Consider the following 26,116-nt stretch of genomic DNA (forward strand, 5'->3'; position numbering starts at 1 on the left):
TCTGGTCGCTGGCGGCTGGCCGGTGGTTTGGCACCTGGCGGGAGCTTGGGGCCGGCCTGGGCGGAGGATATGCCGCAGTTCGTACCCGTTTGCGGCTCCGAAATTGTGGTATGCGATCCGTCCGATCACCCGCCGGAGGACGAAGCCGCATGTCGCAGCAGCCCGGCCGCGCTCCGGCGTGGGGATACCAGCCCGCCCTCGACGGCATCCGGGCCCTGGCGGTGACCGCCGTCCTGCTGTTCCACGCCGGGGTCGGCGCGCTGGCGGGCGGCTTCCTCGGCGTGGACGCCTTCTTCGTGCTGTCCGGCTTCCTGATCACGTCGCTGCTGCTCACCGAGCATCTCCGGGACGGCCGGATCGACCTGGTCAGGTTCTGGACGCGGCGGGCCCGGCGCCTGCTGCCGGCGCTGCTGGCCACGGTGCTGGCCACCGTGGTGACCGCCGGACTGGTGCTCGACCGCGACGCGCTCGGGCTGCTGCGCGCGGACGCGTACGCCGCACTGGGGTACGTCGCGAACTGGCGCATGATCTTCCGGGGCACCGGTTACGTGGCGGCCACCGCCACCCCCTCGCCGTTGCAGCACACCTGGTCGCTGGCGATCGAGGAGCAGTTCTACCTGCTCTGGCCGCTGATCGTGGCCGGCCTGCTGGCCCGGTTCGCGCTCCGGCGCTCGCGGGCGCTGCTGCTGGTGCTGTGCGCGGCCGGGATCGCCGGCTCGCAGCTGCTCTGCGACCGGCTCTTCCAGGTGTCCGCGATCGGCCGCGCCTACTACGGCACCGACACCCGGGCGCAGGCGCTGCTGATCGGCGCGGCGTCGGCCGTGCTCCTGCGGCCCGCCGCCCGGCACACCCCTTTCCGGTACGCCGTCGCCGGCGCGCTCGGCCTGCCCGCGGCCGTCGCCACGCTGTGGTTCTGGCACTACGCCTCGGAACAGGCGGGCTGGTTGTACCGGGGCGGCCTGACCGGCGCCGCCGTGGCCGCCGCCCTCGTCGTCGGCCACGTGGTGGTCCGGCCCCGGTCCCCGCTCGCCCGGCTGCTGAGCCTGCCGCCGCTGGTCGGCCTGGGCCGCATCTCCTACGGGGTGTACCTGTGGCACTGGCCGCTGTTCACCTTCGTCACCGCGGAGGCCACCGGCCTGTCCCGGTGGCCGCTGCTGGCCGTCCGCCTGGCCGGGACGCTGGCCGTCGCCGTCGTCAGCTATCACCTGATCGAGCAGCCGATCCGGCGCGGCGTGCTGGGCCGGCGGCTGCCCCGGCGGGTGCCGGCGGTCGCCACGGGCGCCGCCTTCGGCGTGGTCACCGCCGCGATCGGGTGGACCACGACCGTCCCGCCGGAGTCGGCCACCGCCGCGGCGCCGCCGGTGGTGATCCCCACCGTCGCCGCGCCCGTCCCGAAGCCGGCCGGCCCGGTCGCGCCGATCGACCGGCCGGGACGGCCCCGCAGCGCCGGCCGGGAGCCCCGCGTCACCTTCCTGGGCGACTCGGTGGCCTGGACGATCGGCGCGTACCTGCCGGCTCATCCCGGGATGTGGACGAGCGTCCGGGCGGTCCAGGGCTGCGGCATCGCCACCCTGCCGGACCTGCGCCAACTGGACAGCCCGCACACGAACTACCCCGGGTGCACGTCGTGGGCGCAGCGCTGGCAGCGCGGCATCGACCGGGACGATCCCGACGTCGCGGTGATCGGGCTGAACCGCTGGGAGTTGATGGACCGCCGGTACCAGGGCCGCTACCAGCATGTCGGCGAGCCGGCCTACGACGGCTATCTGAGCGCGCAGCTCGACCGGGCGGTACGCGTCGCCGGGTCGCGCGGGGCCGCCGTGGTGCTGCTCACCGCCGCCTACACCCGCCGGGCGGAACGGCCGGACGGCAGCCTCTACCCGGAGGACCGGCCGGAACGCGTGGACGCGTGGAACCGGCTGCTGCACGCGGCCGCGGACCGGCATCCGGGCCGGGTCACCGTGCTCGACCTCAACCCGGTGGTGTGCCCGGGCGGCCGGTTCACCTGGCGGGTGGGCGGCGTCCGGGTCCGCGGCGACGGCCTGCACTACACCCCGGCCGGCGTCCAGCGGATCATCGCGCCCTGGCTGTTGCCCCGGCTGGCGGCGGTCGCCACCGGCACGCCTGCGACCCACCCGGCGCCCGGATCGGCCCGGCACACCCGGCCGACGTCCTGACCCGCCGTTCAGCCGGCGGACCCCTGCGCCGCGGCGCGGCCGGCGCGCGGCTGGTTCCCGGCCCGGCCACGCCGCACCATGACCGGGACCGGTCGGCCGCCCGGGAGTCCGGGGGTGTAACCGATCGGCCGCGGGGTAGCCGGAGCCCCCACCTAACCGGAACCTCCTCTATGTCGGATGGATCATCATGTATGCCCAGAAAACTACCGGGACCCTTACCGACCTCGTCCCGCTGTCGGACGCGACCCTGCACGCGCTCCCCGAGGCCGTCCAGGCGCCGGGGTACGACCGCGGCGCGATACGCCCGGGTGTCGTGCACATCGGCGTGGGCGGTTTCCACCGCGCCCATCAGGCCGTCTACTTCGACGAGCTGGCCCGCCGCGGCCTCGCCGGCGACTGGGGACTGATCGGGGTCGGCCTGCGCAGCCCGCAGATGGGCGAGGTCCTCAAGGCGCAGGACTGCCTGTACATGGTCGTCGAGCGGGACGGCTCCGGCACCACCGCCCGGGTGGTCGGGGTGATCGGCCGGTACCTGTACGCGCCCCGGGAACAGGAGGCCGTGCTCGACGCGCTCAGCGACCCGGCGACCCGGCTGGTCACGCTGACCATCACCGGCAACGGCTACCACCTGAACGCCGACGGCGACTTCTCCGGCGACGACCCGCTGGTCGCCTCCGAGCTGGAGGACCCCGGCCGGCCGGACACCGTCTTCGGCTACCTGGTCGAGGCGCTGGACCGCCGCCGCCGCGCGGGCGTGCCGCCGTTCACGGTGCTGTCCTGCGACAACATCCCCGGCAACGGCGCGGCCGCACGCACCATGGTGGTCTCCTTCGCCGAGCTGCGCGATCGGGGGCTGGCCCGGTGGATCGAGCGGAACGTCGCCTTCCCGAACAGCATGGTCGACCGGATCACCCCGGAGACCACCCCGCAGGAGCGGGACCGGATCGTCCGGTCGTTCGGCGTCGACGACCGCTGGCCGGTGATCACGGAACGGTTCACCCAGTGGGTCGTCGAGGACCGGTTCTGCAACGAGCGGCCGCCGCTGGAGCGGGTCGGCGTACAGTTCGTCGCCGATGTGGCCCCGTACGAGCTGACCAAGAAACGCCTGCTCAACGCGAGTCACTGCGCCCTGGGCTACCTCGGTTACCTGGCCGGCTACCGGACCACCGCCGAGGTGATGGCCGACCCCGCCTACGCCGCGTACGTGTCCGCGCTGGTCGACGAGATCCGCCCGCTGCTGCCCCGGGTCGACGGCATCGACCTGGACGCCTACCGGGCCGCCCTGCTGGACCGGCTGGCCAACCCGGAGATCGCCGACCAGCTCTCCCGGCTGTGCCGGCGGGGCTCCACCAAGGTGCCGTCCTACCTGCTGCCCTCGATCACCGAGAGCCGGCACCGCGGGTGGCCCGCGCCCATGCTGACCCTGGCCGTCGCCGGCTGGTTCCGCTACCTGCAGGGCGAGGACTACGCCGGCGATCCGATCACGGTGGAGGGACCCCGCGAGGACGAGCTGGTCCCGCTCGCGCAGGAGGACGGGCTGAACCCGCGGCCCCTGCTGACCGTCCGCGAGCTGTTCGACAGCCTCGCCGACGACCCGGAGTTCGTCCGTGACCTGCACGTCGCGTCCGAGGCGCTGCGAGCGGGGCCGCGCGAGACCATCGAGACCTGGATGGCCGTCCGGGGGGTCCGCTGATGGCCGGCCGCGCGTTCGCGGATGACCCGCGGGTCCTGCTGCTCGACGCGGACGGCAGCCTGTTCCCGTCCGAGGAGCCCGCCTTCGTCGCCTCCGCCGACGTCACCAACCGTTTCCTCGCGTCCCTCGGCGTCCGGCAGACCTACACCGCCGAGCAGCTGCTGGCCACCACCACCGGCAAGAACTTCCGCACCACCGCGATCGATCTCGCCATCGCGCACGGCGTCGCCGTGGAACCGGCGCTGCACCCGGGCCGCCGTCCGGGCCGGGACGGCGCCGGCCGGCCGGCGCTGACCGCGGCGACGCTCGACGACTGGGTCGCGCAGGAGAAGAGGATCGTCAGCGACCATCTGGGACGGGTGCTGCGCCCCGACCCGGCCGTCCGGCAACCGCTGCATCAGCTCGCGGAGCGCTACCCGCTGGCCGCGGTCAGTTCCAGCGCGCTGTCCCGGCTCGACGCGTGCTTCCGGGCCACCGGCCTCGCCGAGCTGATCCCCGCGCACCGCCGGTACAGCGCCGAGGACTCGCTCCCCCGGCCGACCAGCAAGCCCGATCCCGCGATCTACCGGCACGCCGCCGGGCAGCTCGGCGTCGCACCCGGGCAGGCGCTGGCCGTCGAAGACTCGCTGCCGGGAGCGCAGTCGGCCGTCGCCGCCGGTATCCGCACCGTCGGGAACGTCACCTTCGTCGCCCCGCGCGAGCGCGACGCCCGCGCACGCGCCCTGCTGGAGACCGGCGCCAGCACCGTCATCCACTCCTGGGCGCAGCTGGCGGCGGCGCTGCTCGGCGAGCCGGTCGGGACGCGGCACGCCGCCGGATGAGCGCCGGACCGTCCGGGACGGGCCGCACCGCGCCGGTCGGCCACGACGTCGGGCCCGGATGCCGCGCGCCGCGGGACGGCGCGCCGCGGCCCCTGAGCCGGCCGGCCCGGTGATCGCCGAGGCGGCCCGGCAGTGGGGCGACGACCCGGCACGACCAGCGCCCGGACCCCCGGCCGGCGGGTCCGGGTGCGACCGCGTTGCCGGCCGGGAAGCGTGCCGTTGCCCGCTTCCGAACCGGCTCAGTGGCCTTCCAGCAGCACCGATACGGCAGACGGCCGCCGCGCTCCAGCGCGGCACGAAGACCCGCCGTCGTCGATCGGAAGTTCATGCTCATCACTGTCCTTGGCTGGTTCGCCGCTGCTCTGTCGATGGCCCTGCTCTGGCCGCAGGTGTGGACGTCGTGCGTCCGCCGGCGCACCGCCGGGCTCTCCCTCACCGCCACGTGGCTGGGCGTCGCCCTGCCGGTGGGCTGGGTGACGTACGGGCTGCTGATCGGTGACCGGGTCCAGGTCGTCACGAACACGGTGGCAGCGGTGGCCGGGGTCGCCGTCCTGACCGCCCTGCTGGTCACGCAGCCCGCGCTGAGCCGGCGCCGGGCCGGGGCCGGCGCCGGGGCCGCGCTCGTGCTGCTGCTGGCCACGGCTGCCGCCGCCGGCGCGGCCCAGCTGCCCGGCATCGGCGGCCGGGCCGCCGGATCGGTGCTCGGCGCGGTGCTGACCGTCGCCGTCGTCGTGGCCAACATCCCGCAGCCGCTGGCCCTGCTGCGCGACCGTGGCCAGGACCTGTCCGGCGTCTCGCCGGCCCGGTGGGCCTTCGCGGCCGCCGCGAACCTCTGCTGGAGCGGGTACGGGCACGGAGTCGCCCAGCCCGCCGTCCTGATCTGCGGCCTCACCGGCCTGGCCAGCTCCCTGGTGGTGTGCTGGGTGCTGGCGACCGCGGCACGCCCGGCACGGACCTCCGCCGCGACCCGGCCCGCCATCATCGCGGAAAGCACCGAGGCCGAGTCGGCCGACGCGCTCGTGCTGGCGGCCGCCTAGCGGCGGCCGGCGCCGCACTCCCGGAGTTTGCGCCGCACCCGCGCGGGTAGCCTGCGCCATGTCACGCACGGATGATTTCCCGACTGTTGCGGCGAGCCGCTCCGGGCAGCGCGCCGTCACCTTCATCCCGCCCGCGACGTGGGCCCGTCCGCCCAGCGCGCCGGCCGGCCGTTCGCTGTTGTCCTACCTGGTGATGCCGCGCCCGGGCGACGCGGTGAAGGCGTTGCTGATGCCGCTGGCCTTCGGGCTCGGCGTGCTGGCCGAGGGCGGGGCGAGCCGCGACACCGTCCTGCGGGCGCTGATCGGTCTCGTCGTGCTGGAGCTGCTGGTCTACCCGGCCCGATATCAGTGGAACGACATCCGCGGCTTCGCCGCCGACCAGCGTCACCCCGGCCGGGCCCGGCGCGGCCGCCTGCCCGGCCCGCCGCAGCTGGCCCGGGAACGCGTCACCGCCAGCACCGTCGTCGCCACCGCGCGGCTCGGCGTGGCCGTCGGCGTCGCCCTGCTGCCCGGCCTGCGCCTGGGTGGCACGGTGCTGGCGATGATCGCCGGGGTGTTCGGCGTGGCCGTCGCGTACGAGGCGCTGCGGTCGGCCGCCACCGGCCGCGGGAGCGGCGGCACACCCCGCGTCACGCCCGTGCTGGTGTCGCTGTGGCTGACGGTGGGCGCCGGTTACGTCGTACGCGGCATGACCGGGCTGGCCATGGCGGTGGACCTGGGCGATCGGCCGGGGCTGGCGCTCGCCGCCGCGGTGACCCTGTGGGCGTACGGGATCGCGTTCGTCACCAGTCGCTGGGCCGTCGAGTCGCTCGCCTTCGCCCGGCTGGACGGTGGGCGGGTGAGCTGGACGGCGGACGGTTCGCTCGCCCGGGAGCACATGCTCGCGCTGACCCGCTGGCTGCCCGCCACGGTCACCCCGGGCCGATCGCCGGCACGCTGGGCCGCCCTGCGCGGCCGTACGCCGGCGACCGCGCCCTGGAACCTGGCCCTGGTGCTGGCCGGCGCGGGTGCGGCGGTCACCGGCCTGCTCCTGACCACGCCGGTGCACGAGCCCGGCGCTCCGGTGCTGGGTGCGCTGGCCGGCGGCGTCGCCACGCTGGTCGTGATCCTGCTGCCGGGCCGGCGGACCGTGGCCGTACCCCTCGGCGCCGCCGCCGTGCTCGCCGCCACCCTGGCCGGGCCGGCTCGCGCCCCGGTGGCGGCGTGCCTGCCGTGGACCGCCGTGCTGCTGGCCTACCTGCACTTCAGCGCCCAGTCGCTGGACAGCCTGAGCCACCCGCGGCGAGCGATCCGGGAACCGCTGATGCGGGCGCTCGCCCCGGCCGCCCGGATCGCCGTCGGGCACGACACCTGGCGGCTCCTCACCGCGCAGAGTCAGCGGCCGGCCCGTGGCTGACAACCGGACACCGGCCGCACTGCGCGCGATCGCCCGGCTGGCCGCACAGGCCGGCGCGGAGGTGGCCCTCGGGTGGCGCGACCACGCGGACCGGCTGCGGATCGAGGAGAAGGCCGGTCCCGCGGACCTGGTCAGTCAGGCCGACCGTGAGGCGGAGACGGCGATCCGCGCGGTGCTGTCCCGGCGATGCCCGGACGACGGCATCCTCGGCGAGGAGCACGGCGGCGCGGCCGGGCACAGCGGCGTGCACTGGATCATCGACCCGATCGACGGCACCACGAGTTACCTCTACGGCCGGGCCGACTGGTCGGTGAGCGTCGCCGCCGCCGACACCGCCGGTGACCGGCTGCTGGCCGCGGTGGTGCTGGAACCGGCCCTGGGCCGGATCACCGAGGCGTCGGCCGGGGACGGCACCTGCCTCGACGGCACGCGGACCACGGTCAGCGGGGGCGACGACCTGACCCGCGCCCTGATCGAGGTCAATCTCGGCACCCCGGCGCAGCGGGCGTACACCGGCCGGATGGTGGCGGCGCTGACCCCCCGGGTCCGGGACCTGCGCCGCGGGGGCAGCGCGGCGGCGGCGCTGGCCCTGGTGGCGACCGGCCGCGCCGACGGCGCGTGGCTGCCCGGCATCCACTCGTGGGACTGCGCCGCCGGGACCCTGCTGGTGCAGGAGGCCGGCGGGGTGGTCGGCGACCTGACCGGCGTGACGCCGGACACCTGGCCGCACAGCGGTGACGTGCTGGCCGGGCCACCGGCGCTCTGGGAACCGCTGCGCCGGATCCTCGTGGCGGCCGGCCCGGGACCTCAGCCCTTGAGCCCGGAGGCCGACACCGACGGGGTGAAGTAACGCTGGAAGAAGAGCAGCACCAGCAGCGGCACCAGCGCGGTGAGCGTGGCGCCCGCGAAGATCGCCCCGAAGTCCACCCCCTGCTGACCGGCGAACTGCGCGATCGCCACCGGCGCCACCTTCATGTCCGGGTCCGGCGCGATCAGCAGCGGCCACAGGTACGCCTGCCACTGGAACACGAACAGGATCAGCCCCGCGCCGATCAGCGCCGGCCGGGACAGCGGCAGGTAGATGCGCCAGAACACCCCCCACCACCCGAGCCCGTCGACCCGCGCGGCCTCGGCCAGTTCGGGCGGTATCCCGAGGAAGAAGCCGCGCAGCAGGAAGACGGCGAACCCGTTGCCGATGCCGGGCAGGATCAGCGCCAGGTACGAGTTCGACAGCCCCGCTTCCCGGAAGATCGACATCAGCGGGATCGCGATGGCGTCGAACGGGATGAGGAACGAGACCACCATGACGGCGAGGACGGCGCCCCGGCCGGGGAACCGCAGCACCGCGAGCGCGAACGCCGCCGCCGCGCAGACGGCCAGGCCACCGGCGAGCGTCCCCAGGGTGACGACGGCCGAGTTCAGCATGGCGCGGGCGAAGCCGGCGTCGAACAGCCGGCCGACATTGGCGAGGGTGACCTCGCGCGGCAGCATCGTCCACGGCGAGACCGGGAAGAGGGTGGCGAACGTCTCGTCCTGCGGGCGCAGCGCCCCGGCGACGGTCCACCACAGCGGCAGCAGGAACAGCAGCGCCAGGAACGAGCCCAGCGCGGCCGTCCCGACGCGTGGCCGGCGCCGGGTGGCGGGCCGGCGCTCGCCCGCCGACGGATCCGGGCCGGCGGCGGCCGGCCGCACGGTGCCGGTGGACACTCAGCCACCTCCCCTGTTCAGGAGCCGGAACTGGATCAGGACGACGGCCAGCGCGATGACCACGACGACGCAGGTCCCGGCCGCCGCCGCCCCGAGGTCGCCCTGGTTGTAGGCCCGGTCGAAGACGTCGTTCATGATCAGATCGGTCCGGCCGTTCGGGCCGCCGTCGGTGAGGATGTTCACCGGGGCGAAGACCAGCAGGTTCGAGACCGTGTCGGCCACCAGGACGAACGTGAGCTGGCGGCTCAGCTGCGGGATCGTGACGTGCCGGAACCGGGCCCAGCGGCCGGCGCCGTCCAGCGCGGCGGCTTCGTAGAGCTGTGGGTCGATCTCCTTGAGACCGGCGATCAGGAACATCATCCAGTAGCCCACCCCGATCCACGAGACGACCAGGATGATCGAGGCCAGCGCCTGGTCCGGCGCGGTGAGGAAGCCCTGCCCCGCGATGCCGGCGCGGGCGAGCAGGCCGTTGAGCGGCCCGTCGGGGCGAAACGCGACCGCCCAGATGACCGCCGACACGCTCTGCGGGATGGCCACCGGCAGGAAGACCAGCGTGCGCATCACGCCCGCGCCCCGGATCCGCTCGTTGAGGACGACCGCCAGCACCAGCGCGAGCAGGATCTGCAGCGGGTTCACGACGATCCCGAACAGCGCGGTGACCTTGAGGGAGTTGAGGAAGTCCGGGTCGCTCAGGAGCGCCCGGAACTGGGCGAGGCCGACCCAGTGCGTCGGCTCGATCCCCAGCGGCGAGCTGTGCAGGCTGTCCCACAGCGCCCGGCAGGTCGGCCAGAGCCGGAGCAGGACGGCGGCCAGCACCGCCGGCACCAGGAAGGTCAACGCGACCGGAAGGTCGCCGAGCCGCCCGCGCCAGCTGCGCCGTACCCTCATCGCGGCCTCCTATCTGCGGTACTTGGCGAGCGCACGGGTCAGCTCCCCGGTGGCCTGGCCGAGCCGGGCGGCGGCGTCCGTGCCGTTGCGGATGTCGGCGAACGCCCTGTTCATGACCGACTCGAAGTCGACGTAGCCGACGGTGACCGGCCGGGACACCGAGGTGCCGGCCAGGGCGTACCGGACGATGCCGGCGATCTGCGCGTACCGGGCGCCCCGGTCGCGCAGGCGGCTCAGGTACCGCTCGAAGGCCTGCCGCTGCACCGGGATGTTGTCGCTGACCAGTTGCCCGGCGCCGGCGGCATCGACGGTCATGTACCGGAGGAACTCCTTGGCGGCGTCCTTGTGCGCGGAGAACGGGCTGATGCCGGTCGCCCAGGAGCCGGTGGACGTGGCCGGACGGCCCTGCGCGAAACGGGGGAACGGCGCCACGCCGTAGTCGACGTCGGCGGCTTCGTCGAAGGCGGCGGCGTTCCACGGGCCTCCGGCGAAGTACGCCGTGCTGCCCGCGGCGAACAGCGACGGCGTCTGCTCCGGGTTGATGCCGCGCGGGGCGACCCCGCTCCGGAAGATCGCGTGGTACCAGCTGAACGCCTGCGTCCAGGCCGCGTTGGTGATGTCCGGCTCCAGCAGGTCCGGGCCGGTCAGGCCGGGTCCGCCGCCCAGCGAGGCGGCCAGGGGCTGGAGCTGGTAGTAGCGGTCCACCTGGTCGAAGATCAGGCCGTACCGGGCGCCGGCCGCCTGCGCCCGTTGTCCGTCCGCGGTGATCCGCTCCCAGGTGGCCGGGCTCTGCGGAGCGCTGCTCGGCGGCGTGATCCCCGCCCGGGCCAGCAGCGCCCGGTTGTAGTAGAGCAGCTGGCTGGAGGTCCATCGGGGCATGGCGAACTGCGTGCCCCGGTAATTGGTGATCTTCAGCGCGGCGGGGTCGATCCGGCCGGCCGCCGCACCGGCGAGGTCGTCGAGCGGCTCCAGGAACCCGCGGGCGGCGAAGGCGGCCAGCCGCGGCTCGTCGACGTCGTACAGGTCGATGTCCGCGTCCCTGGTGCCCAGCCGGGACTGGAGCGTCGCGTTGAGGTCGTCGAACGGCACGGCCTGCTGCTCGATCCGGATCGCCGGATGGGCCGCCTCGAAGGCCGCGACGACCCGGTCGAAGGTTCCGGGGTCCTGAGCGTTGACGAAGGTCAGCGTGGTGATGCCGGAGGGTCCGCGGGCACCGCAGCCGGCCACCGCCACGATCAGCGTCACCGCGGCGAGCAGCGGCAGCAACCGGCGTGCGCCGGGGTGGTGGATCGTCGGTACCGGCATCCCGGCTCCCTTCCCGCCCCGGACCGTCGCGGCGCCGGCGCGTCGCGCGGGTCAGAGCGAGTAGACGTGGTTGAGGAAGAACTCGATGAAGGCGGCGCTGTCCACCTCCGTGGCGACGAGGCAGTTGGGCTGCGGCGGCCGGTGCGAGACCAGCAGGTCGGCCACGGTGACGCCGCGGGTGATGTCGCTGCACGCCTCGACGACCACCCGGGCGGGCCGCCAGGTCACCAGCTGCGGCCGGCTGACCACCGCGACCGCGAGCGGGTCGTGCATGGGCGCATGGTCGAACCCCTGCCGCGGGTACGCGGCGCGCAGGTAGTCGATCCAGGCGTTGGCGCACCTGCCGGCGTACGAGGCGAACGGGCGGCCGGTGGCCTGCAACCGGTCGGCGTCGCACCGGCTCAGCTGCACCTGCAGGGTGACGTCGAGCCCGATGAACCGCAGGTGCGCGCCGCTGTTGAGCACGATCGCCGCCGCCTCCGGGTCGATCCAGATGTTGAACTCCCCCGGCATCGACAACCTGCTGGTGGTCCGCAGGAAGACACCGCCCATCACGACGATCTCCTTGACCGCCGAGCTCAGCGACGGCTCCAGGATCAGGGCGACCGCGACGTTGGTCAGCGGCCCGATCGCCACCAGGCTGATCTCGCCGGGGTTCGCGAGCACGTGGTCGATGATCGCCGTGGCCGCGCGGCCGGGCGCCGGGGCGCGACCGCCCAGCCGCTCCCGCAGCCCGGCCACCCGGTCGCGGGCCGGATGGTCGTGCAGCGGGCGCAGCAGCGGGGCCGGGGCGCCCTTGACCACCGGGATGCCGGGGCGGCCCAGACGGTCCAGCAGGTCGAGCGCCACCACGGTGGCCGTCTCGACGTCGGTGTTGCCGTTGACCGTGGTGACCAGCTCCAGTGACTGGTCGGCCAGGTCCACGGCGAGGGCCATGGCGAAGCCGTCGTCGATGTCGGAGCCGGGCGCGCCCATGGCGACGTCGGTGTCCAGGATGATGCGGTGCACGACGCCCCTTTCCCCGCTCGATGCGCCGCTGGCTCGGTGAGCCGCGGTCGAGGCGGTGGGTGAGGCGCCGTCTACCCCGGCGGCCGCGGTTCTAACGAACCTCGGCACGCCCGGCGGGATCTGCCCGACAGATCGGGCGTTTGGGGCGTACCGATCGGGGGATCCGGCCGCGTCTTCGGGACCGGTCAAGCAGCGGCCGGCTCCCGCACCTCGCGGCCCACGCGGCCGCGCTCCCCTCCACCGTGCCCGTGCCCGGACCGGCTCACCCGCCGGCACCGGCGTCGACGGCGTGCGCACGGATTTCGAAAGGTTTGACCATGAACGTCACTGTTTCTGCCCCTTTGGGTGGGCGCCCGCTCACCGACCGGACCCTGCCCACCTTCGCCGGGCGCGTCGACGTGCCGGCGTACGACCGGGCGGCGCTGACCCCCGCGGTGGTCCATCTCGGGGTGGGCGGCTTCCACCGCGCCCACCAGGCGGTGTACCTCGACGAGCTGGCCCGCCAGGGCGACACCGGCTGGGGCGAGATCGGCGTCGGGCTGTGCTCCACGACCATGCGCGACGCGCTGATCCCGCAGGACTGCCTCTACACGGTCGTGCAGCGCAGCCGCCACGGCGACACCGCGCGGGCCGTGGGCTCGATGATCGGCTACCGGTACGCCCCGGCCGACCCGCGTGCCGTGCTCGACTGCCTCGCCGACCCGCGCATCCGGGTGGTCACCCTGACCATCACCGGCGACGGCTATCACCTGGACGACACGGGCCGGCTCCGGACCGGTGATCCCGCGGTACGGGCCGACCTGGCCGACCCCCGGCATCCCGGCACCGCCCCCGGCTACCTGGTCGAGGCCCTGGACCTGCGCCGCCGCGCCGGGCTGCCCGCCTTCACCGTGCTCTCCTGCGACAATCTGCCGGACAACGGCGCGGCCACCCGCGCCGCCGTCCTCGACCTCGCCCGGCTGCGCGACGACGAGCTGGCCGCCTGGATCGAGACGCACGCGTCCTTCCCGGCCAGCATGGTGGACCGCATCACCCCGCAGACCGACGACCAGGCACGCCGGCTGGTGGCCGACCGGTTCGGCGTCCTCGACCGGTCCCCGGTGATCACCGAGCCGTTCATCCAGTGGATCGTCGAGGACGACTTCTGCAACGGCCGCCCGCCGCTGGAGCGCGTCGGCGTCCAGTTCGTTCCCGACGTCGCACCCTACAAGCTGATGAAGACCCGGCTGCTCAACGCCGGCCACAGCGCCCTGGGCTATCTCGGGCAGCTGGCCGGCGGATACCGCACCAGCACCGACGCCATGGCCAATCCGGTGATCGCCGACTATCTCGCGGCGCTGATGCGGGAGGAGATCGCGCCGCTGCTGCCGCCGGCGCCCGGGGTCGACCCGGAGGCCTACCAGCGGACGATCCTGGAGCGGTTCGCCAACCCGCGGATCAGCGACCAGCTGTCCCGGCTGTGCGGGCGCGGCTCCACCAAGATGCCGGCCTACCTGCTGCCCTCGCTGATCAGCGCGCGCCGGGAGGGGAAACCGGCGCTGCTGCTGACCCTCGCCGTGGCGGGATGGTTCTGCTACCTGCGGGGATACGATCTCACCGGCGCGCCCATCGAGGTCAGGGACGCCCGCCGGGACGCCCTGCAGCCCCTGGCGGTGGCCGGCGGCACCGACCCGCGCCCGCTGCTGGCGGACCGCTCGCTCTTCGGCCCGCTGAGCGACGACGACGACTTCGTCACCATGCTCGAGTACGCTCTGCATGACCTGGAGCTGTACGGACCGGCCGCGACGATCTGCGACTACCTGGCCGCCGAGCTGCTGCCCGGGCAGGACCGGGCGCACACCACCGCGGCGCACGACCCGGCCTGGGCCGCGACGGCCGGGCGCGATCCGGACCGGGCCGTCGCATGACGCCGGCCGGGCGGCGGCCCGTACCCCTGCGGATCCTTGCCGCGGCGGCGCCGACCGCCGTCGCGGCCGGCGGGAACCTGGAGGGTCCATGATCCCGCTGACCGCCGCCACCCTGCCCGACCTGCCCGCCGGGATTCCGGGGCCCCGGTACGACCGGGCCCGGTGCACCACCGGCATCGTGCACTTCGGCGTCGGCGGGTTCCACCGCGCACACCAGGCGATGTACATCGATCGCCTGATGAACGCCGGCAAGGCGCTCGACTGGGCGATCTGCGGCGTCGGGGTGATGCCCGGCGACCGCCGGATGAACGAGATCCTCAACGCCCAGGACGGGTTGTACACGCTCGTCGTCAAGGCCCCCGACGGCACGCTGACGCCCCGGGTCGTCGGTTCGATCCGGGAGCACCTGTTCGCCCCCGACGACCCGGAGCGGGTCATCCGGAAGCTGGCCGACCCGGCGGTCCGGATCGTCTCGCTGACCGTCACCGAGGGCGGTTACGCCTTCCCCGCCGCCGACGGCACCGCCGGCTCGATGTTCGCGCTGATCACCGACGCGCTGGCGCGGCGCCGCGAGAGCGGGACCCCGCCCTTCACGATCATGTCGTGCGACAACATCCAGGAGAACGGCGACACCGCCCGGCGCAGCTTCGTCGCCTTCGCCCGCCGGCGCGACCCCGGCCTGGCCGACTGGATCGCCGGGCACGTCCGGTTCCCGAACAGCATGGTCGACCGGATCACGCCGGTGACCACGGACCGGGACATCACCGAGATCGGCCGGCGGTTCGGCGTCCACGACCGGTGGCCGGTGGTGTGCGAGCCGTTCACCCAGTGGGTCGTCGAGGACGACTTCAGCCTCGGCCGGCCGCCCCTGGAGGACGCCGGTGTGCAGCTGGCCGCCGACGTCCGGCCGTACGAGATGATGAAACTGCGCCTGCTCAACGCCGGTCATCAGGCGCTGTGCTACTTCGGCCACCTCGCCGGGTACCGGCTGGTGCACGAGGTGTGCCAGGACCGGCTGTTCGCCACCTTCCTGCTCGCCTACCTGGACCGGGAGGCCCGGCCCACCCTGGCACCGGTGCCGGGCATCGACCTCGCCGCGTACCAGCGCCAGCTGATCGAACGCTTCTCCAACGCGGCCGTGCGCGACACCGTCGCCCGGCTGTGCGCGGACACCTCCGACCGGATCCCGAAATGGGTGCTCCCGGTGATCCGTCACCATCTGGCCACCGGCGGGGAGATCCACCGCGCCGCCGCGGTGGTGGCCAGCTGGGCCCGGTACGCCGAGGGGGTCGACGAGCACGGCGCGCCGATCGAGGTCGTCGACCGGCTCCGGGACATCCTGATGGCCAACGCCGGCCGGCAGCGCGCCGACCCGCTGGCCTTCGTGGCGTACCGGGAGGTGTTCGGTGACCTGGTGGAGCACGAGCGGTTCGTGTCCGCCTACCGCGCCGCGCTGGCCTCCCTCCACCACCGGGGCGCACGGGCCACCCTCCAGTGGCTGGTCACGCCCTGACCGCCGGTGGGCCGGGCCGGACACCGGATCGGACGTCCGGTTCCAGGGCGACCCGGAGATGCAGCAGGTCAGGCCGAGGCGATCACCAGCCCGGAGAGGCCGTTGCACGCGCCGAGATGCCGCAGCGCCTCGGCGACCGGCAGCGGCGCGGGCGGACCGGCCGGCTCGGTGACGTCCACCGGGTACCGGGTGGCGTGCGCGGCGGCCGGCGGCAGCAGCGGATACCGGCCGGCCACCAGCTCGTCCACCCGCCCGTCCCGGGCCGCGAAGGCGGCGACCGCGCGCCAGTGGGTCAGGGTGGCCACGCTGTCGTCCGGGCTGCCCGGCGGGTCCGGCAGCACGCTGATCCGGTCGAACGGCTCGCTGCCGGCCAGCCACAACTGCACCGCGTCGACGACCGCGCGTGACGACGATTCGCACCAGTAGGGCACCATCCGGCCACGGATGCTCCGCCACGGGTCCGTCATCCGGGCGGTGTGCACCAGGGCGTGCCGGCCGCCGCCCGCGGATCGCCACCAGGCGCGGTACATGTCGGCCACGCCGGCGCTCAGGGCCTGCGGATCGGTGTAGTACACCCGGTGGTGGGCCCGGCCGGTCGCCGCGGCGGCACGGTGCAGCTCGGCGTCGATCGTGGGTTCTCCGCTGGTCTCGGCGTACCCCGGGCCGACCGCCGGCCCCGGGCCGGGCCACCGGCCGGCGGCGATCTCGTGCAGCAGCCGCCGGAACGCCGGGTGGTCGGTGCGGTAGCCGGCCGCGGTCCAGCCGCTGGTCGGTGTGCCGATCTGGAAGCCGTAGCCGGGCGGGCCGTCCAGCACCGGCCAGGTGCGCAGGTCACGCACCAGCACGGAGGACCCACCGGCCGCGATCCGGCGCTCCAGGAAGTCCCGGTACGCCGGTGGCAGGGTCCGCCATCGTACCTGCAACGACACGGTGGCGCCGCACAGCGCGCCCCGCAGCACGGGATCGTGGACCTGGCGTACGGTGATCGCCGGATTGCGGTCCATCAGCCGCTGCGCCAGCCGGGTGCCCCACGCCATGGCCGACACCCAGTCCCCGGCGGACCCGCCGGGCCAGGGCGCGGTGAGGGTGAACGACGTGGGGAGCCAGGCGCCACGGCAGGCGGCCGCGAGATGCACCGCGGCGCCGTGCGGCGAGCCGAGCACGGCGGCGGGGTACGTGGCAGCCGGAAAGCGCCCGGCGATCCACGCCGCCACCGCGTCCACGTCGACGTCGTCCATCCGGGCGAGCGGCACGGCCTCGTCGGCGGCGTCCACGGCCAGCACCGCCCGCCGCAGGTCCGGCGGCAGCTCACCACGCCGGCCGAGCACCGGCACGCGGCGCAGGACGCTGTCGCGCCGCTGTTGTGGTGGCACCGCCGTGGCGAGCAGCGCGCGGCAGACGCTGTCCGCGCACACCACCCGCGCGGCCGGCAACGCCGCGATCCGGGTGGAGTCGAGATTCGGGTTCGTCACAGCGGTACCGCCGTCCGGCAACGGTGTCGGGCCTCTCGCGCCGCCCGGCTACCCCCGCTCCGGTCCGGCAAACCCGCCGGGCGGCACGAACCCGGCGGCGACCGGCGGGTTTCTCCGCGGCACGGCGGGTATCCGGGCACTTCGTCAGGCGACCGACCGTCGACACAGACGAAGGGATCTTATCGATGTTGACGATGCAGGACGACAAACACGCGATGGCGCAGGCCGTGCACGACCTGGGCTCGGCGCTCTGGTTCGGCGGCTCCACCATGGGCGTGGTGGGGGTGAACTCGGCCGGGCGCGACCTCAAGGACGGCTCCGACCGGATCCGGGTGGCCAGCTCGGCGTGGGGCCGGTTCGCGCCGGCGCAGTGGGCCGGGATCGCCGCCACCCTGCTGGCCGGGATACAGCTGACCCGGGTCGGCGGCCGCCGGATCGCCCTGCAGAAGGGCTTCGGCACGGTCGGCGCGGCCAAGGCCGCTCTCGCCGTGGCGGGCGCCGCGGCCACCGCGTACGCCGCCTACTGCGGCAAGCGCATCGCCGACGCCACGGCGGAGGCGGAACGCATGGGTGAGCCGGTCGACGTCACCGACGCGACCACTCCGACCGAGCGGACCCCGGAGCGGATCGCGAAGTGGCAGCGGCAGCAGCGGGTCGCCCAGTTCGTCGGGCCGGTGCTGGCCGGCGCGAACATCGCCGCCGGCTCCCACCTGGTGCAGTCCTACCGGGCCGGCGCCACCGCCAAGGGCGTGCTGGGACGGCTGCTGCCGAACTGAGCCGGAGCCGGCCCGCGTCACCGGGCGGGCCGGCTGCCCGCTTCCACCGGCCCGGTCAGTCCGTCGGCTCCGGCGCGCCGGCCTCCGCCGTGACATCGGAACCGTGCACGTCGTCGGGGTCGTTCACCGTGTCCTGCGGCTGCTCCGGCACCTCGACGGGTTCCGGCTGGTCGTCCGGCTGCGGCATCTCACTCATCGTCTCGCCCTCATCTCGACATCGTCACCGGCGCTCCCGATCGCCAGCGGCCGGGAGAGTCGTGGGATTCCCGCAACCCGGCGGTCCTATGCCGGTGGCGGCTCACCTCTCCCCCAGCCACCCGGCGGCCCGGACGACGATGCGGTCCGGCACCTCGTGACCGCCGCGGAACTCGTCGTAGGTCACCCGGTAGCCCAGCGCGCTCAGCCGGGGCACCAGCCGCCGGCTGCACCGGTCGATCGGCAGGACGCGGTCGGCGTCGCCGTGCGACACGAAGATCCGCGGTGAGCCGTGCGACACCATCGGCGCGGCGAAGCCCGGCGAGAACGCCACGATGCCGTCGAAGATGTCGCCGTTGGTCATACCGAGGGAGAGAGCGTACGACGCGCCGTCGGAGAAGCCCCCGATGAACATGTCCGCCACCGGATAGCTGGCCAGCACCTCGGCGAGCGCCCGATCCAGCCGGCGCACGTCCGGGCCGTACCCCGACGAGATCATGTCCCAGGTGGCCGCGACCGACTGCGGCGCGAGCAGGATCAGGCCGTACTGCTCGGCCACCGGCAGCATCAGGCCGAGGCCCTGGCCGGCCGAGCCCCCGGCGCCGTGCAGCAGCACGACCAGACGGTACGCGTCCCGCCCGGCCGGTTCCGGCACGAAGACCGCGGCGCCCGGGTCACCGGCGCCCGGGTCACCGGCGGTCGTGCCGGAGCCCGGCGTCCCGGCACGACCGGGCACGATCGCGGTGCCCCGGCGGACGCTCAACCGGCCGTGCTCCGGGTTCTCCTCCGGTTCGCGGTGCGGACGCCCCGGTTCCGCTGTCACCGGCATCGGTCTCTCCTCACCTGTTCGGCCCGGTCACCACCGGGACAACCGCGACCACAGCGACGCCAGGGTGGCCGCCCCGGCGAGCAGCACGTCGATGGAGACCCGCTCGTCGCTGTCGTGCCAGCGGTCCTCCGGCAGCCCGGTGCCGAAGAACAGCACCGGCGCCCCGATCACGCGTGACAGCAGCTCGGCCGGTCCGCCCCCGGCGTTGCCCATCCGGCCGGCCGGCACACCGAAGCCGTCCGCCATCGCCGCGGCGAGGGCCTCGACGGCGGGGTGGTCCGGCGGGGTGGCGTACGGCTTCTGGCCGGTCTCCTCCGAGATGGTCAGCTGGTACTCCACGCGGTCGCTGATGTTCTCGGCGACCCAGTCGCGCACCTGCCGCGCCACCTCGTCCGGGGTCTGGTCGGGCACGATCCGGATGCTCAGGGCGGCCTCGGCGACCGCCGGCACCGCCGCGAGCGACGGCCCGCTCGCCTCGCCCCCGAGCACGCTGATCACCTCGACCGCCGGCCGCAGCCACAGCCGTTCCAGCACGGTGTACCCGGCCTCGCCGCCGATGCTGCGCGTCTGCGAGCGTTCCAGCCAGTCCTCGTCGGTGAAGGGAAGCGCGGCCAGCTCCGCCCGCCGGCGCTCGGTCGGCTCGGCCACGCTGTCGTAGAAGCCGGGCAGGGTGATCCGGCCCTTGTCGTCGTGCAGCTGAGCGAGCAACCGGGACAGCTCGAACACCGGATTGGGCGCCGGGCCGGACACCGCGCCGCTGTGCACGTCCCGCAGCGGCCCGTACACCTGCAGCTGGGCGCTGATCATCCCGCGCATGCTGGTACAGACCGCCGGATGCTCGGCATGCCACAGCAGCGTGTCGGAGAAGATCACCAGATCCGCGCCGAGGCGGTCGCGGTGCTGCTCGATGAGGTCGGCCAGCTGCGCCGAGCCGGTCTCCTCCTCCCCCTCGACCAGCAGCTTGATGTTCACCGCCGGCGCGTCGGCGCCGGTCGCGGCCAGGTGCGCGCGCAGGCCCCACACGTGCGTGAGGACCTGACCCTTGGCGTCCGAGCTGCCGCGGCCGTAGAGGTAGCCGTCCCGGACGACCGCCTGGAAGGGGGTGGTCTCCTCCCAGTCCTCGCCCTTGACCGCCCGCACGTCATGGTGGCTGTAGATCAGCACGGTGGGGGCGCCGGGCGCCGCGCACCACTGGGCGTACACCGCCGGGGCGCCCGGCGCTTTCCACACCTGCACGGTCGGGAATCCGGTGTCGCGCAGCACCGCGGCCAGCCAGTTCGCCGATCGCACCAGGTCGGGCTCGTGCTCGGGGGTCCCGGCGACCGACGGCACGCCGACCCATTCGGCGAGCTGGCCGAGCAGTTCGGAGCGGTTCGCCGCCAGATATTCGTGGATCTCCGCCATCGACATTCGCCTCCTCGTGATCAGGATCGCGGCACGTCTACCCCCGTCCCGGCCGGTCATGCGACCGAATCGACGGGGCGCCCGGCCGGAACCGGGCGTCAGACCGCACCGGGCGCGGGTAGCCCGGCGCGGCGCCGGCCCACGGTGCACGCCGGCACCGACATCCGCGCGGGTGCCGGGCCGGCCGAGTTCTGCGGATGCGCTGAGCTCGGCCGGCTCGCCACGCCCGCCTCGACGCGTAAGAATGGACACGTGTCTGCCATCCGGTGCGACGTCGACCCCGTAGGGACGCGCCTGCTGGTGCGCGTGCGGGGCGAGCTGTCGCTGGCTTCCGCGCCGCGGGTGCGAGCCGTGCTGTTGAAGTCACTGGTCGACCAGCCGGACGCGATCGTCGTCGACCTCACCGGCGCCGTCATCGCCGAGCCGGCTGCCGCTGCGGTGTTCGCGGCGGTCAGCCGGCACGCGTCGCTGTGGCCCGGCACCCCGCTGCTGCTCGCCGCACCGGATCCGGAACTGGCGCGCGTTCTCGCCACCACCTACAGCCGGCTGGCGGTGCACTCGTCGGTGGCGGCGGCGCTGGCCGCTGAGCCACGGCGGCGGATGCCGTCGGTCAGCGACCGGCTGCTGCCGGTCAGCGGCGCCGCTCAGCGGGCCCGCGACCTGGCCACCGAGGCCTGCCTGCGATGGGAGCTGCCGCACCTGACCGGACCGGCCAGCCTGATCGCGAACGAGCTCGTGGCGAACGCCGTCGTGCACGCCCAGACGATGGTGGACCTGCGAATGACTCTGGGCCCGCGGTACCTCACGGTGGCCGTGCGCGACGGCAGCGCCGCGGAACCGGTGCTGCCGTGCCGGGTCTCGGCCGACCCCGCGGTCCCACGCGGGCTGATGCTCGTCGATGCGATGGCCGTGCGGTGGGGCAGCCTGCCGGCGCACGACGGCAAGATCGTGTGGGCCACCCTGCCACGCCGGACCGGGGCCGGCTGAGCCGCTCCGGCCAGGCCGGATGTTTGACTCGGCCACGGTCGGTTATCGACATGCGATCGGAGCCGTCCCAAGCCCCCGTCGTGTCGCCGGAGGATGCCATGTCCAGCCCATTCGCGGTACGCAAGCACGACGATGCCGGCAGCTGCCACATCGCGGTGATCGGGGAGATCGACGAGGACACCAGCGCGGGGCTCGCCGCGTTCCTGCGCAACGCGGCGGAGCAGGACGGGACCGCCGAGCTGGTCGTGGACCTGCGACACGTCACTTTCCTGGGCGCCGCGGGCGTACGCGCGCTGCTCCAGGGCCGGGAGGCGGCCCTCACCAACGGGCGTGCCTACCGGGTGATCAACGTGCACGGGATCAGCCACCAGGTGTTGCGGATCAGCGGGCTGATCGACCTGTTGGACGCCACCGCTCCGGTGCCGGACAACGCCGGCGCGGCCCCGGCCTGAGCCCCGGACCGGCCTACCCGTCCTCCCGGCGCAGCTCGGCATCGATCTCCCGCTGGTCGGCCAGCCGGTCCCGCTCGTCGGCGGCATGCTGACGCCGGTCGGCGAGCCGGTCGCGCTGGTCGGCGAGCCGGTCGCGCTGGTCGGCCGCGGCGGCACGCCGGTCGGCCGCGGCCTGCCGGCGGTCCATCGACCGCCGCTCCCGCCGGCCGTGCTCATCGGCCCGGCTGTCCCGCAGGTCGGCCTCGCTGCTGCGCATCTCCAGCAGGATCTCGCGCCGATCCGCCGCGGCATCCCGCCGGTCCGCGGCGGCTTCGCGCGCGGAGACAGCTTCCTCGCGCCGCCGCACCGCTCCCTCGTGCACGGAAGGCTGATCCTGACTGTCCCGTCGGCCGCCCACCGGCCCATGCTAACCGGCCGATCTCACGGCACGGGAGCGCCGGCCCCCGGCCCGGCGCACCGGGGACCCGGGTGCGGCCGCACCCCGCTCACGCCCGGTGGCCGCTGCGACTCCGGCGCCGGCTGGCCGGCCCCGAGCATGCGGTGCTGCACCAGCGCGGCGTCGCGGCGGACCCGATCCGCCTCCGTCCGGTAGCCCTCGCAACGGTCCCGGTCCCCGGCCCGTTCGGCGCCCACCGCGAGCTCCCCCAGCATGGTGACCTTTTCCTGCATCGCGCTGACCGCCGTCCACAGCGCCTGCTCGATGCCGTCGTCACTGGCCACGACGAACGACTCGGGCGACCACGAGTGCCCCACGTGGCACACGTAGTGCACGGCCCGGCCGGTGCGTACCTCGTACATCCCGCCCCGGCAGTCGGGGCAGCCCAACGCCACCGGGCGCTGGGGAAGCCCCACCGCGGTACGGCCCTCGGCGGCCATGTCGGTCTCCCAGATCAGATCCTCGTCCGGCGGCCCGCCCGCGCCGACCGGTCGCCCGGCGAGCTCGGTGAGCAGCTTCCCGAGCTGCCCGGCGGGCGCCACCACCGCGGACGGCACGGCCGCCAGCGCGGCCCTCGGCATGCCGGGGAAGCGGGCCTCCTCCGGGTCCTGCACCAGCGCCGCGCCGCCCTGTTGCACCACCGCCGCCAGTCCGGCCGCCCCGTCGTCCAGGCTTCCGGACAGCACCACCCCGGCGACCCGGGCGCCGCCCCACCGGGCCGCCGCGCGGAACAGCGCGTCCACGGCCGGCCGCACCCGGTTCTGCCGGGGACCGGCGCTGAGCCGCAGCACGTCACCCGCGCCGAGGACGAGATGGTGGTCCGGGACGGCCACGTAGACCCGGCCGGGCCGGGCCGTCTCGCCGTCTGCCGCGGCGGCGACCGGCAGCACGGACTGCTTGGCCAGCACGTCGGCCAGCGCGCTGCGGGCCCCGGGTGCCAGGTGCGTGACGATCAGGACGGCGGCCGGCAGGTCCACCGGCAGCCGCGCCAGAAGCTTCTGCAGGGCGGCGTGGGCGCCGGCCGAACCACCGATCACGATCAGGTCGCGTCGCGCCATCCGTTGTCACCCCTCGCCTCGGACACCACATGCCCGGCACGGTGGCCGGCAAACCGCGGCATCCGCCGCCGTCGCGGAAGCGCAGGCCGGATCCGCAGGTCACCGAAGGTACGATGGGGTGGTCTGGAGGAACCATGAGCCAGCATCGGGATGTGATCGCCATCGGCGCGTCCGCCGGCGGGGTCGAGGCCCTGCGGGCGCTGGTCGCCGGGCTGCCCTCCGATTTCCCCGGCACCGTCCTGGTGGTCCTGCACATCCCCCGGGACGCGCCGAGCGTGCTGCCGGCGATCCTGACCCGCACCGGGCCGCTGGTGGCGGAAACCGCCGTCCACGGCGCCGAACTGGGTCACGGCCGGATCCACGTCGCGCCCCACGACCACCACCTGCTGGTGCTCGGCAACCGGATCCGGCTGACGCGGGGTCCGACCGAGAACGGTCACCGACCCGCGATCGACCCGCTCTTCCGCTCCGTCGCGCGGGCCTTCGGGCCGCGCGCGGTGGGGGTGGTGCTGTCGGGCACCCGGGACGACGGCGCGGCCGGCCTGGCCGGCCTCGTCGCGCGCGGGGGCACCGCGGTGGTCCAGGACCCGGCGGAGGCGCTGTTCGCCGCGATGCCGGCGGCGGCACTGGCGTACGTCCCCACCCGCCACGTCGCGCCCGCCGCCGGGCTGGGCGGACTGATCGCCCGGATCACCGCCATGGACCTGCCACGCACCGAGGCGGGCCCCCCGGACGGCGACGCCGACACGGCGCTCGGCGAGCCCGGCCCGCCGAGCGCCGAAGACCTCACGACGCCGGCTGCCGGCTACGGCTGCCGGTCCTGCGGCGGGGCGCTGGTCCCGTTCGGCGGCGGCCCGGCGCCCCGGTACCGCTGCCCGGCCGGACATGCCTGGGCGCCGGAAGGCCTGCTGGACGAGCCGGACGAGGCGCTGGAAAGCGCGCTGTGGATGGCGTTGCGGGCGCTGGAGGACAAGGCGGCGCTCAGCCGGCGGCTGGCGACCGCGCAGCGGTCGCCGGAGTCCGCGACCGGCAGCCGCTTCCGGGACCTGGCGGTGGAGGCGGCACGGGCCGGGGACACCATCCGGGGGCTGATCGCCCAGCTGGGGCCCGCCTCGACACCGGCCGGGGAGGCCACGAACACCCCGGTCACCGGTCACCCGTAGGGTAGCCTCCACCGGCAGGTCGACGTGCGGCGGAAGGCCCGATGGAACCCACCGATCCCCATTTCGAGGCGCTGCTCTTCTACGTCAAGGAGTCCCGCGGCTTCGATTTCACCGGGTACAAACGGTCCAGCCTGATGCGACGGGTCAACCGGCGGATGACCCAGGTCGGCATCGACGACTACCAGGACTATCTGGATCACCTGCAGGTGCACCCGGACGAGTTCACGGTCCTGTTCAACACCATCCTGATCAACGTGACCGGTTTCTTCCGGGACTCCGACGCGTGGGACTACCTGCGGAGCACGGTCCTGGACTCGCTCGTCGCCGCCAAGCCGGCCGATGCGACGATCCGCGTCTGGTCGGCCGGCTGCGCATCGGGGGAGGAGGCCTACACCCTCGCGATCGCGCTCGCCGAGGCGCTGGGGGTGGACGCGTTCCGGGAGCGGGTGAAGATCTATGCGACGGACGTGGACGAGGAGCAGCTGAACGAGGCCCGGCAGGCCACCTACGGTGAAGACGAGATCCGGGCCCTGCCGCCGGGGCTGCTGGAGCGCTACTTCGAGCCGGTCGGCGACCGTTTCACCTTCCGCAAGGACCTGCGCCGTTCGGTGATCTTCGGCCGCAACGACCTGGTGCAGGACGCGCCGATCTCCCGCGTCGATCTGCTGGCCTGCCGCAACACGCTGATGTACTTCAACGCCGAGACGCAAGCCAAGATCCTCAACCGGTTCCACTTCGCCCTGGCCGACGGCGGCGTGCTGTTCCTCGGCAAGGCCGAGATGCTGCTCAGTCACACCAGCTTGTACACCCCGATCGATCTGAAACGGCGGGTGTTCCGCAAGGTGCCCCTGCTCTCGCCGCCGCTCGGCGTGCTGCTGGCGGATCCGGCCACGCCGGGCGGCACGCCGGCGACCGGGCTCGACCGGCTGCGCAACGAGGCGTTCGCGATCAGTCCGCTCGCCCAGCTGACGCTGACCGCCGACGGGGCGGTGGCGCTCACCAACCGGCAGCTGGAGAAGCTGTTCAACGTGTCCGCGCGCGACGTCGGGCGCCCGTTCCGCGACCTGGACCTGTCGTACCGTCCGGTCGAGCTGCGCCGGTACATCGAACAGGCGCAGGTGGAACGGCGGGAGCTGCGGATCCCCGACGTCGAGTTCGGGCGGGCCGGGGAACCGGTCAACATCGAGGTGCAGATCACCCCGCTCACCGACGAGAACCACAGCCTGCTCGGCGTCAACATCACCTTTCATGACGTCACCGCGGCACGGCGGCTGCAGGACGATCTCGAACACGCCAACCAGCAGCTGGAAGCGGCGTACGAGGAGCTGCAGTCGACCAACGAGGAGCTGGAGACCACCAACGAGGAGCTGCAGTCGACGGTCGAGGAGCTGGAGACCACCAACGAGGAGCTCCAGTCCACCAACGAGGAGCTGGAGACGACGAACGAGGAGCTCCAGTCCACCAATGACGAGTTGCAGAGCATCAACGACCGGCTGCGGGTCAGCACCACCCGGCTCGACCAGGCGAACTCGTTCCTGGAGGCGGTGCTGACCAGCCTGCGGGCCGGCGTCGCCGTCGTCGACCGCGATCTGCGCGTGCTGATGTGGAACCGGCACGCCGAGAACCTGTGGGGGCTGCGCTCCGGTGAGGTGATCGGGCAGCATCTGCTCAACCTCGACATCGGGCTGCCGTTCGAGGATCTGCGCCCGCTGCTGCGTGCCGCGGTCGGCCCGCACGGCCGGTCCGGAGAGGCCGCGGTCGACGCGGTGAACCGCCGCGGGCGCCCGGTGTCGGTCCGGGTGGTGTGCACCCCCCTTCAGCGGCGGGCGGACGATCCCGTCGGGGACGGCGCCATCGTCGTCATGGAGAGCGACGAGGCGTCGTAGCGCGGG

Annotated in this window: 23 protein-coding genes; 13 read left to right on the forward strand and 10 right to left on the reverse strand. The window is 74.3% G+C overall.

Going from position 1 to position 26,116, the window contains the following annotated elements; genetic code table 11:
* Positions 1-149 precede the first annotated feature (149 nt).
* The 6 genes from ACTEI_RS24565 to ACTEI_RS24590 all read left to right on the forward strand — a co-directional run bounded on the left by ACTEI_RS24565 (position 150) and on the right by ACTEI_RS24590 (position 7,974).
* Positions 150-2,177, forward strand: coding sequence for an acyltransferase family protein (locus ACTEI_RS24565; protein ID WP_122979818.1), 2,028 nt, complete (start codon positions 150-152; stop codon positions 2,175-2,177).
* 187 nt (positions 2,178-2,364) lie between these two features.
* Entirely contained in the window at positions 2,365-3,870 is a 1,506-nt protein-coding gene (locus ACTEI_RS24570; RefSeq protein WP_122979819.1) for a mannitol dehydrogenase family protein, read from the forward strand.
* Positions 3,870-4,691 (forward strand): HAD family hydrolase, encoded by an 822-nt coding sequence (locus ACTEI_RS24575; RefSeq protein ID WP_122979820.1) that lies wholly within the window; start codon positions 3,870-3,872, stop codon positions 4,689-4,691. Before ACTEI_RS24570 ends, ACTEI_RS24575 begins: the two co-directional genes overlap by 1 nt.
* Before the next feature lie 326 nt (positions 4,692-5,017).
* The gene (locus ACTEI_RS24580; protein WP_122979821.1) at positions 5,018-5,728 is read left to right on the forward strand and encodes a SemiSWEET transporter; all 711 of its coding nucleotides are present in this window, start codon (positions 5,018-5,020) and stop codon (positions 5,726-5,728) included.
* A gap of 58 nt (positions 5,729-5,786) precedes the next feature.
* Positions 5,787-7,124, forward strand: a complete 1,338-nt coding sequence (locus ACTEI_RS24585; RefSeq protein ID WP_145830926.1) for a hypothetical protein — start codon at positions 5,787-5,789, stop codon at positions 7,122-7,124.
* Positions 7,117-7,974, forward strand: coding sequence for an inositol monophosphatase family protein (locus ACTEI_RS24590; protein ID WP_122979823.1), 858 nt, complete (start codon positions 7,117-7,119; stop codon positions 7,972-7,974). Before ACTEI_RS24585 ends, ACTEI_RS24590 begins: the two co-directional genes overlap by 8 nt.
* Here the strand turns inward: ACTEI_RS24590 and ACTEI_RS24595 are convergent.
* From ACTEI_RS24595 to ACTEI_RS24610, 4 genes are read right to left on the reverse strand one after another with little or no spacing between them, the layout of a single operon-like run.
* Positions 7,932-8,831 (reverse strand): carbohydrate ABC transporter permease, encoded by a 900-nt coding sequence (locus ACTEI_RS24595; protein WP_122979824.1) that lies wholly within the window; start codon positions 8,829-8,831, stop codon positions 7,932-7,934. The two genes, ACTEI_RS24590 and ACTEI_RS24595, sit on opposite strands and share 43 nt — an antisense overlap.
* On the reverse strand, positions 8,832-9,719 hold the full coding sequence (locus ACTEI_RS24600; protein ID WP_122979825.1) for a carbohydrate ABC transporter permease: 888 nt from the start codon (positions 9,717-9,719) through the stop codon (positions 8,832-8,834).
* Between the two features lie 9 nt (positions 9,720-9,728).
* Positions 9,729-11,024: an ABC transporter substrate-binding protein gene (locus ACTEI_RS24605; RefSeq protein ID WP_122979826.1), complete on the reverse strand. Its 1,296-nt coding sequence runs from the start codon at positions 11,022-11,024 to the stop codon at positions 9,729-9,731.
* Positions 11,025-11,075: 51 nt separating this feature from the next.
* Entirely contained in the window at positions 11,076-12,032 is a 957-nt protein-coding gene (locus ACTEI_RS24610) for a nucleoside hydrolase (protein WP_122979827.1), read from the reverse strand.
* A 317-nt stretch (positions 12,033-12,349) separates the two neighbouring features.
* On the opposite strand from ACTEI_RS24610, the gene ACTEI_RS24615 reads away from it, so the two are divergent.
* Together ACTEI_RS24615 and ACTEI_RS24620 are read left to right on the forward strand one after the other, a co-directional pair.
* A complete protein-coding gene (locus ACTEI_RS24615) occupies positions 12,350-13,939 on the forward strand; it encodes a mannitol dehydrogenase family protein (RefSeq protein ID WP_122979828.1) in 1,590 nt (529 codons plus the stop codon).
* A gap of 88 nt (positions 13,940-14,027) precedes the next feature.
* Positions 14,028-15,452, forward strand: coding sequence for a mannitol dehydrogenase family protein (locus ACTEI_RS24620; protein WP_122979829.1), 1,425 nt, complete (start codon positions 14,028-14,030; stop codon positions 15,450-15,452).
* A 68-nt stretch (positions 15,453-15,520) separates the two neighbouring features.
* Here the strand turns inward: ACTEI_RS24620 and ACTEI_RS24625 are convergent, their stop codons facing one another.
* The gene (locus tag ACTEI_RS24625; RefSeq protein WP_122979830.1) at positions 15,521-16,924 is read right to left on the reverse strand and encodes a hypothetical protein; all 1,404 of its coding nucleotides are present in this window, start codon (positions 16,922-16,924) and stop codon (positions 15,521-15,523) included.
* Positions 16,925-17,109: 185 nt separating this feature from the next.
* On the opposite strand from ACTEI_RS24625, the gene ACTEI_RS24630 reads away from it, so the two are divergent.
* Positions 17,110-17,700: a hypothetical protein gene (locus ACTEI_RS24630; protein ID WP_203723733.1), complete on the forward strand. Its 591-nt coding sequence runs from the start codon at positions 17,110-17,112 to the stop codon at positions 17,698-17,700.
* A 55-nt stretch (positions 17,701-17,755) separates the two neighbouring features.
* Here ACTEI_RS24630 and ACTEI_RS37335 read toward each other — a convergent pair whose 3' ends face one another.
* The 3 genes from ACTEI_RS37335 to ACTEI_RS24640 all read right to left on the reverse strand — a co-directional run bounded on the left by ACTEI_RS37335 (position 17,756) and on the right by ACTEI_RS24640 (position 20,134).
* Positions 17,756-17,896, reverse strand: a complete 141-nt coding sequence (locus ACTEI_RS37335; protein WP_164466080.1) for a hypothetical protein — start codon at positions 17,894-17,896, stop codon at positions 17,756-17,758.
* Between the two features lie 102 nt (positions 17,897-17,998).
* A complete protein-coding gene (locus ACTEI_RS39040; protein WP_122979831.1) occupies positions 17,999-18,724 on the reverse strand; it encodes an alpha/beta hydrolase in 726 nt (241 codons plus the stop codon).
* A gap of 27 nt (positions 18,725-18,751) precedes the next feature.
* Positions 18,752-20,134, reverse strand: coding sequence for a M20/M25/M40 family metallo-hydrolase (locus ACTEI_RS24640; RefSeq protein ID WP_239082518.1), 1,383 nt, complete (start codon positions 20,132-20,134; stop codon positions 18,752-18,754).
* A gap of 246 nt (positions 20,135-20,380) precedes the next feature.
* Between ACTEI_RS24640 and ACTEI_RS24645 the strand changes: the two genes are divergently transcribed.
* The gene (locus ACTEI_RS24645) at positions 20,381-21,115 is read left to right on the forward strand and encodes an STAS domain-containing protein (RefSeq protein WP_187645906.1); all 735 of its coding nucleotides are present in this window, start codon (positions 20,381-20,383) and stop codon (positions 21,113-21,115) included.
* 98 nt (positions 21,116-21,213) lie between these two features.
* Complete coding sequence (locus tag ACTEI_RS24650) at positions 21,214-21,567, forward strand: STAS domain-containing protein (RefSeq protein WP_164466082.1); 354 nt, start codon at positions 21,214-21,216, stop codon at positions 21,565-21,567.
* Between the two features lie 13 nt (positions 21,568-21,580).
* Here the strand turns inward: ACTEI_RS24650 and ACTEI_RS24655 are convergent, their stop codons facing one another.
* Both ACTEI_RS24655 and ACTEI_RS24660 read right to left on the reverse strand, forming a co-directional pair.
* Positions 21,581-21,964 carry a hypothetical protein gene (locus tag ACTEI_RS24655; RefSeq protein ID WP_164466084.1) on the reverse strand — a complete coding sequence of 128 codons (384 nt, stop codon included), beginning with the start codon at positions 21,962-21,964 and terminating at the stop codon, positions 21,581-21,583.
* Between the two features lie 23 nt (positions 21,965-21,987).
* The gene (locus ACTEI_RS24660; RefSeq protein ID WP_122979834.1) at positions 21,988-23,061 is read right to left on the reverse strand and encodes a chemotaxis protein CheB; all 1,074 of its coding nucleotides are present in this window, start codon (positions 23,059-23,061) and stop codon (positions 21,988-21,990) included.
* Positions 23,062-23,195: 134 nt separating this feature from the next.
* Here ACTEI_RS24660 and ACTEI_RS24665 point away from each other — a divergent pair, with 134 nt between their 5' ends.
* Positions 23,196-24,224, forward strand: a complete 1,029-nt coding sequence (locus ACTEI_RS24665) for a chemotaxis protein CheB (protein ID WP_122979835.1) — start codon at positions 23,196-23,198, stop codon at positions 24,222-24,224.
* A gap of 41 nt (positions 24,225-24,265) precedes the next feature.
* Entirely contained in the window at positions 24,266-26,110 is a 1,845-nt protein-coding gene (locus ACTEI_RS24670; protein WP_122979836.1) for a CheR family methyltransferase, read from the forward strand.
* Positions 26,111-26,116 lie beyond the last annotated feature (6 nt).

Origin of the sequence: Actinoplanes teichomyceticus ATCC 31121 (assembly GCF_003711105.1) — a bacterium.
In the GTDB taxonomy this organism is placed as follows: Bacteria; Actinomycetota; Actinomycetes; order Mycobacteriales; family Micromonosporaceae; genus Actinoplanes; species Actinoplanes teichomyceticus.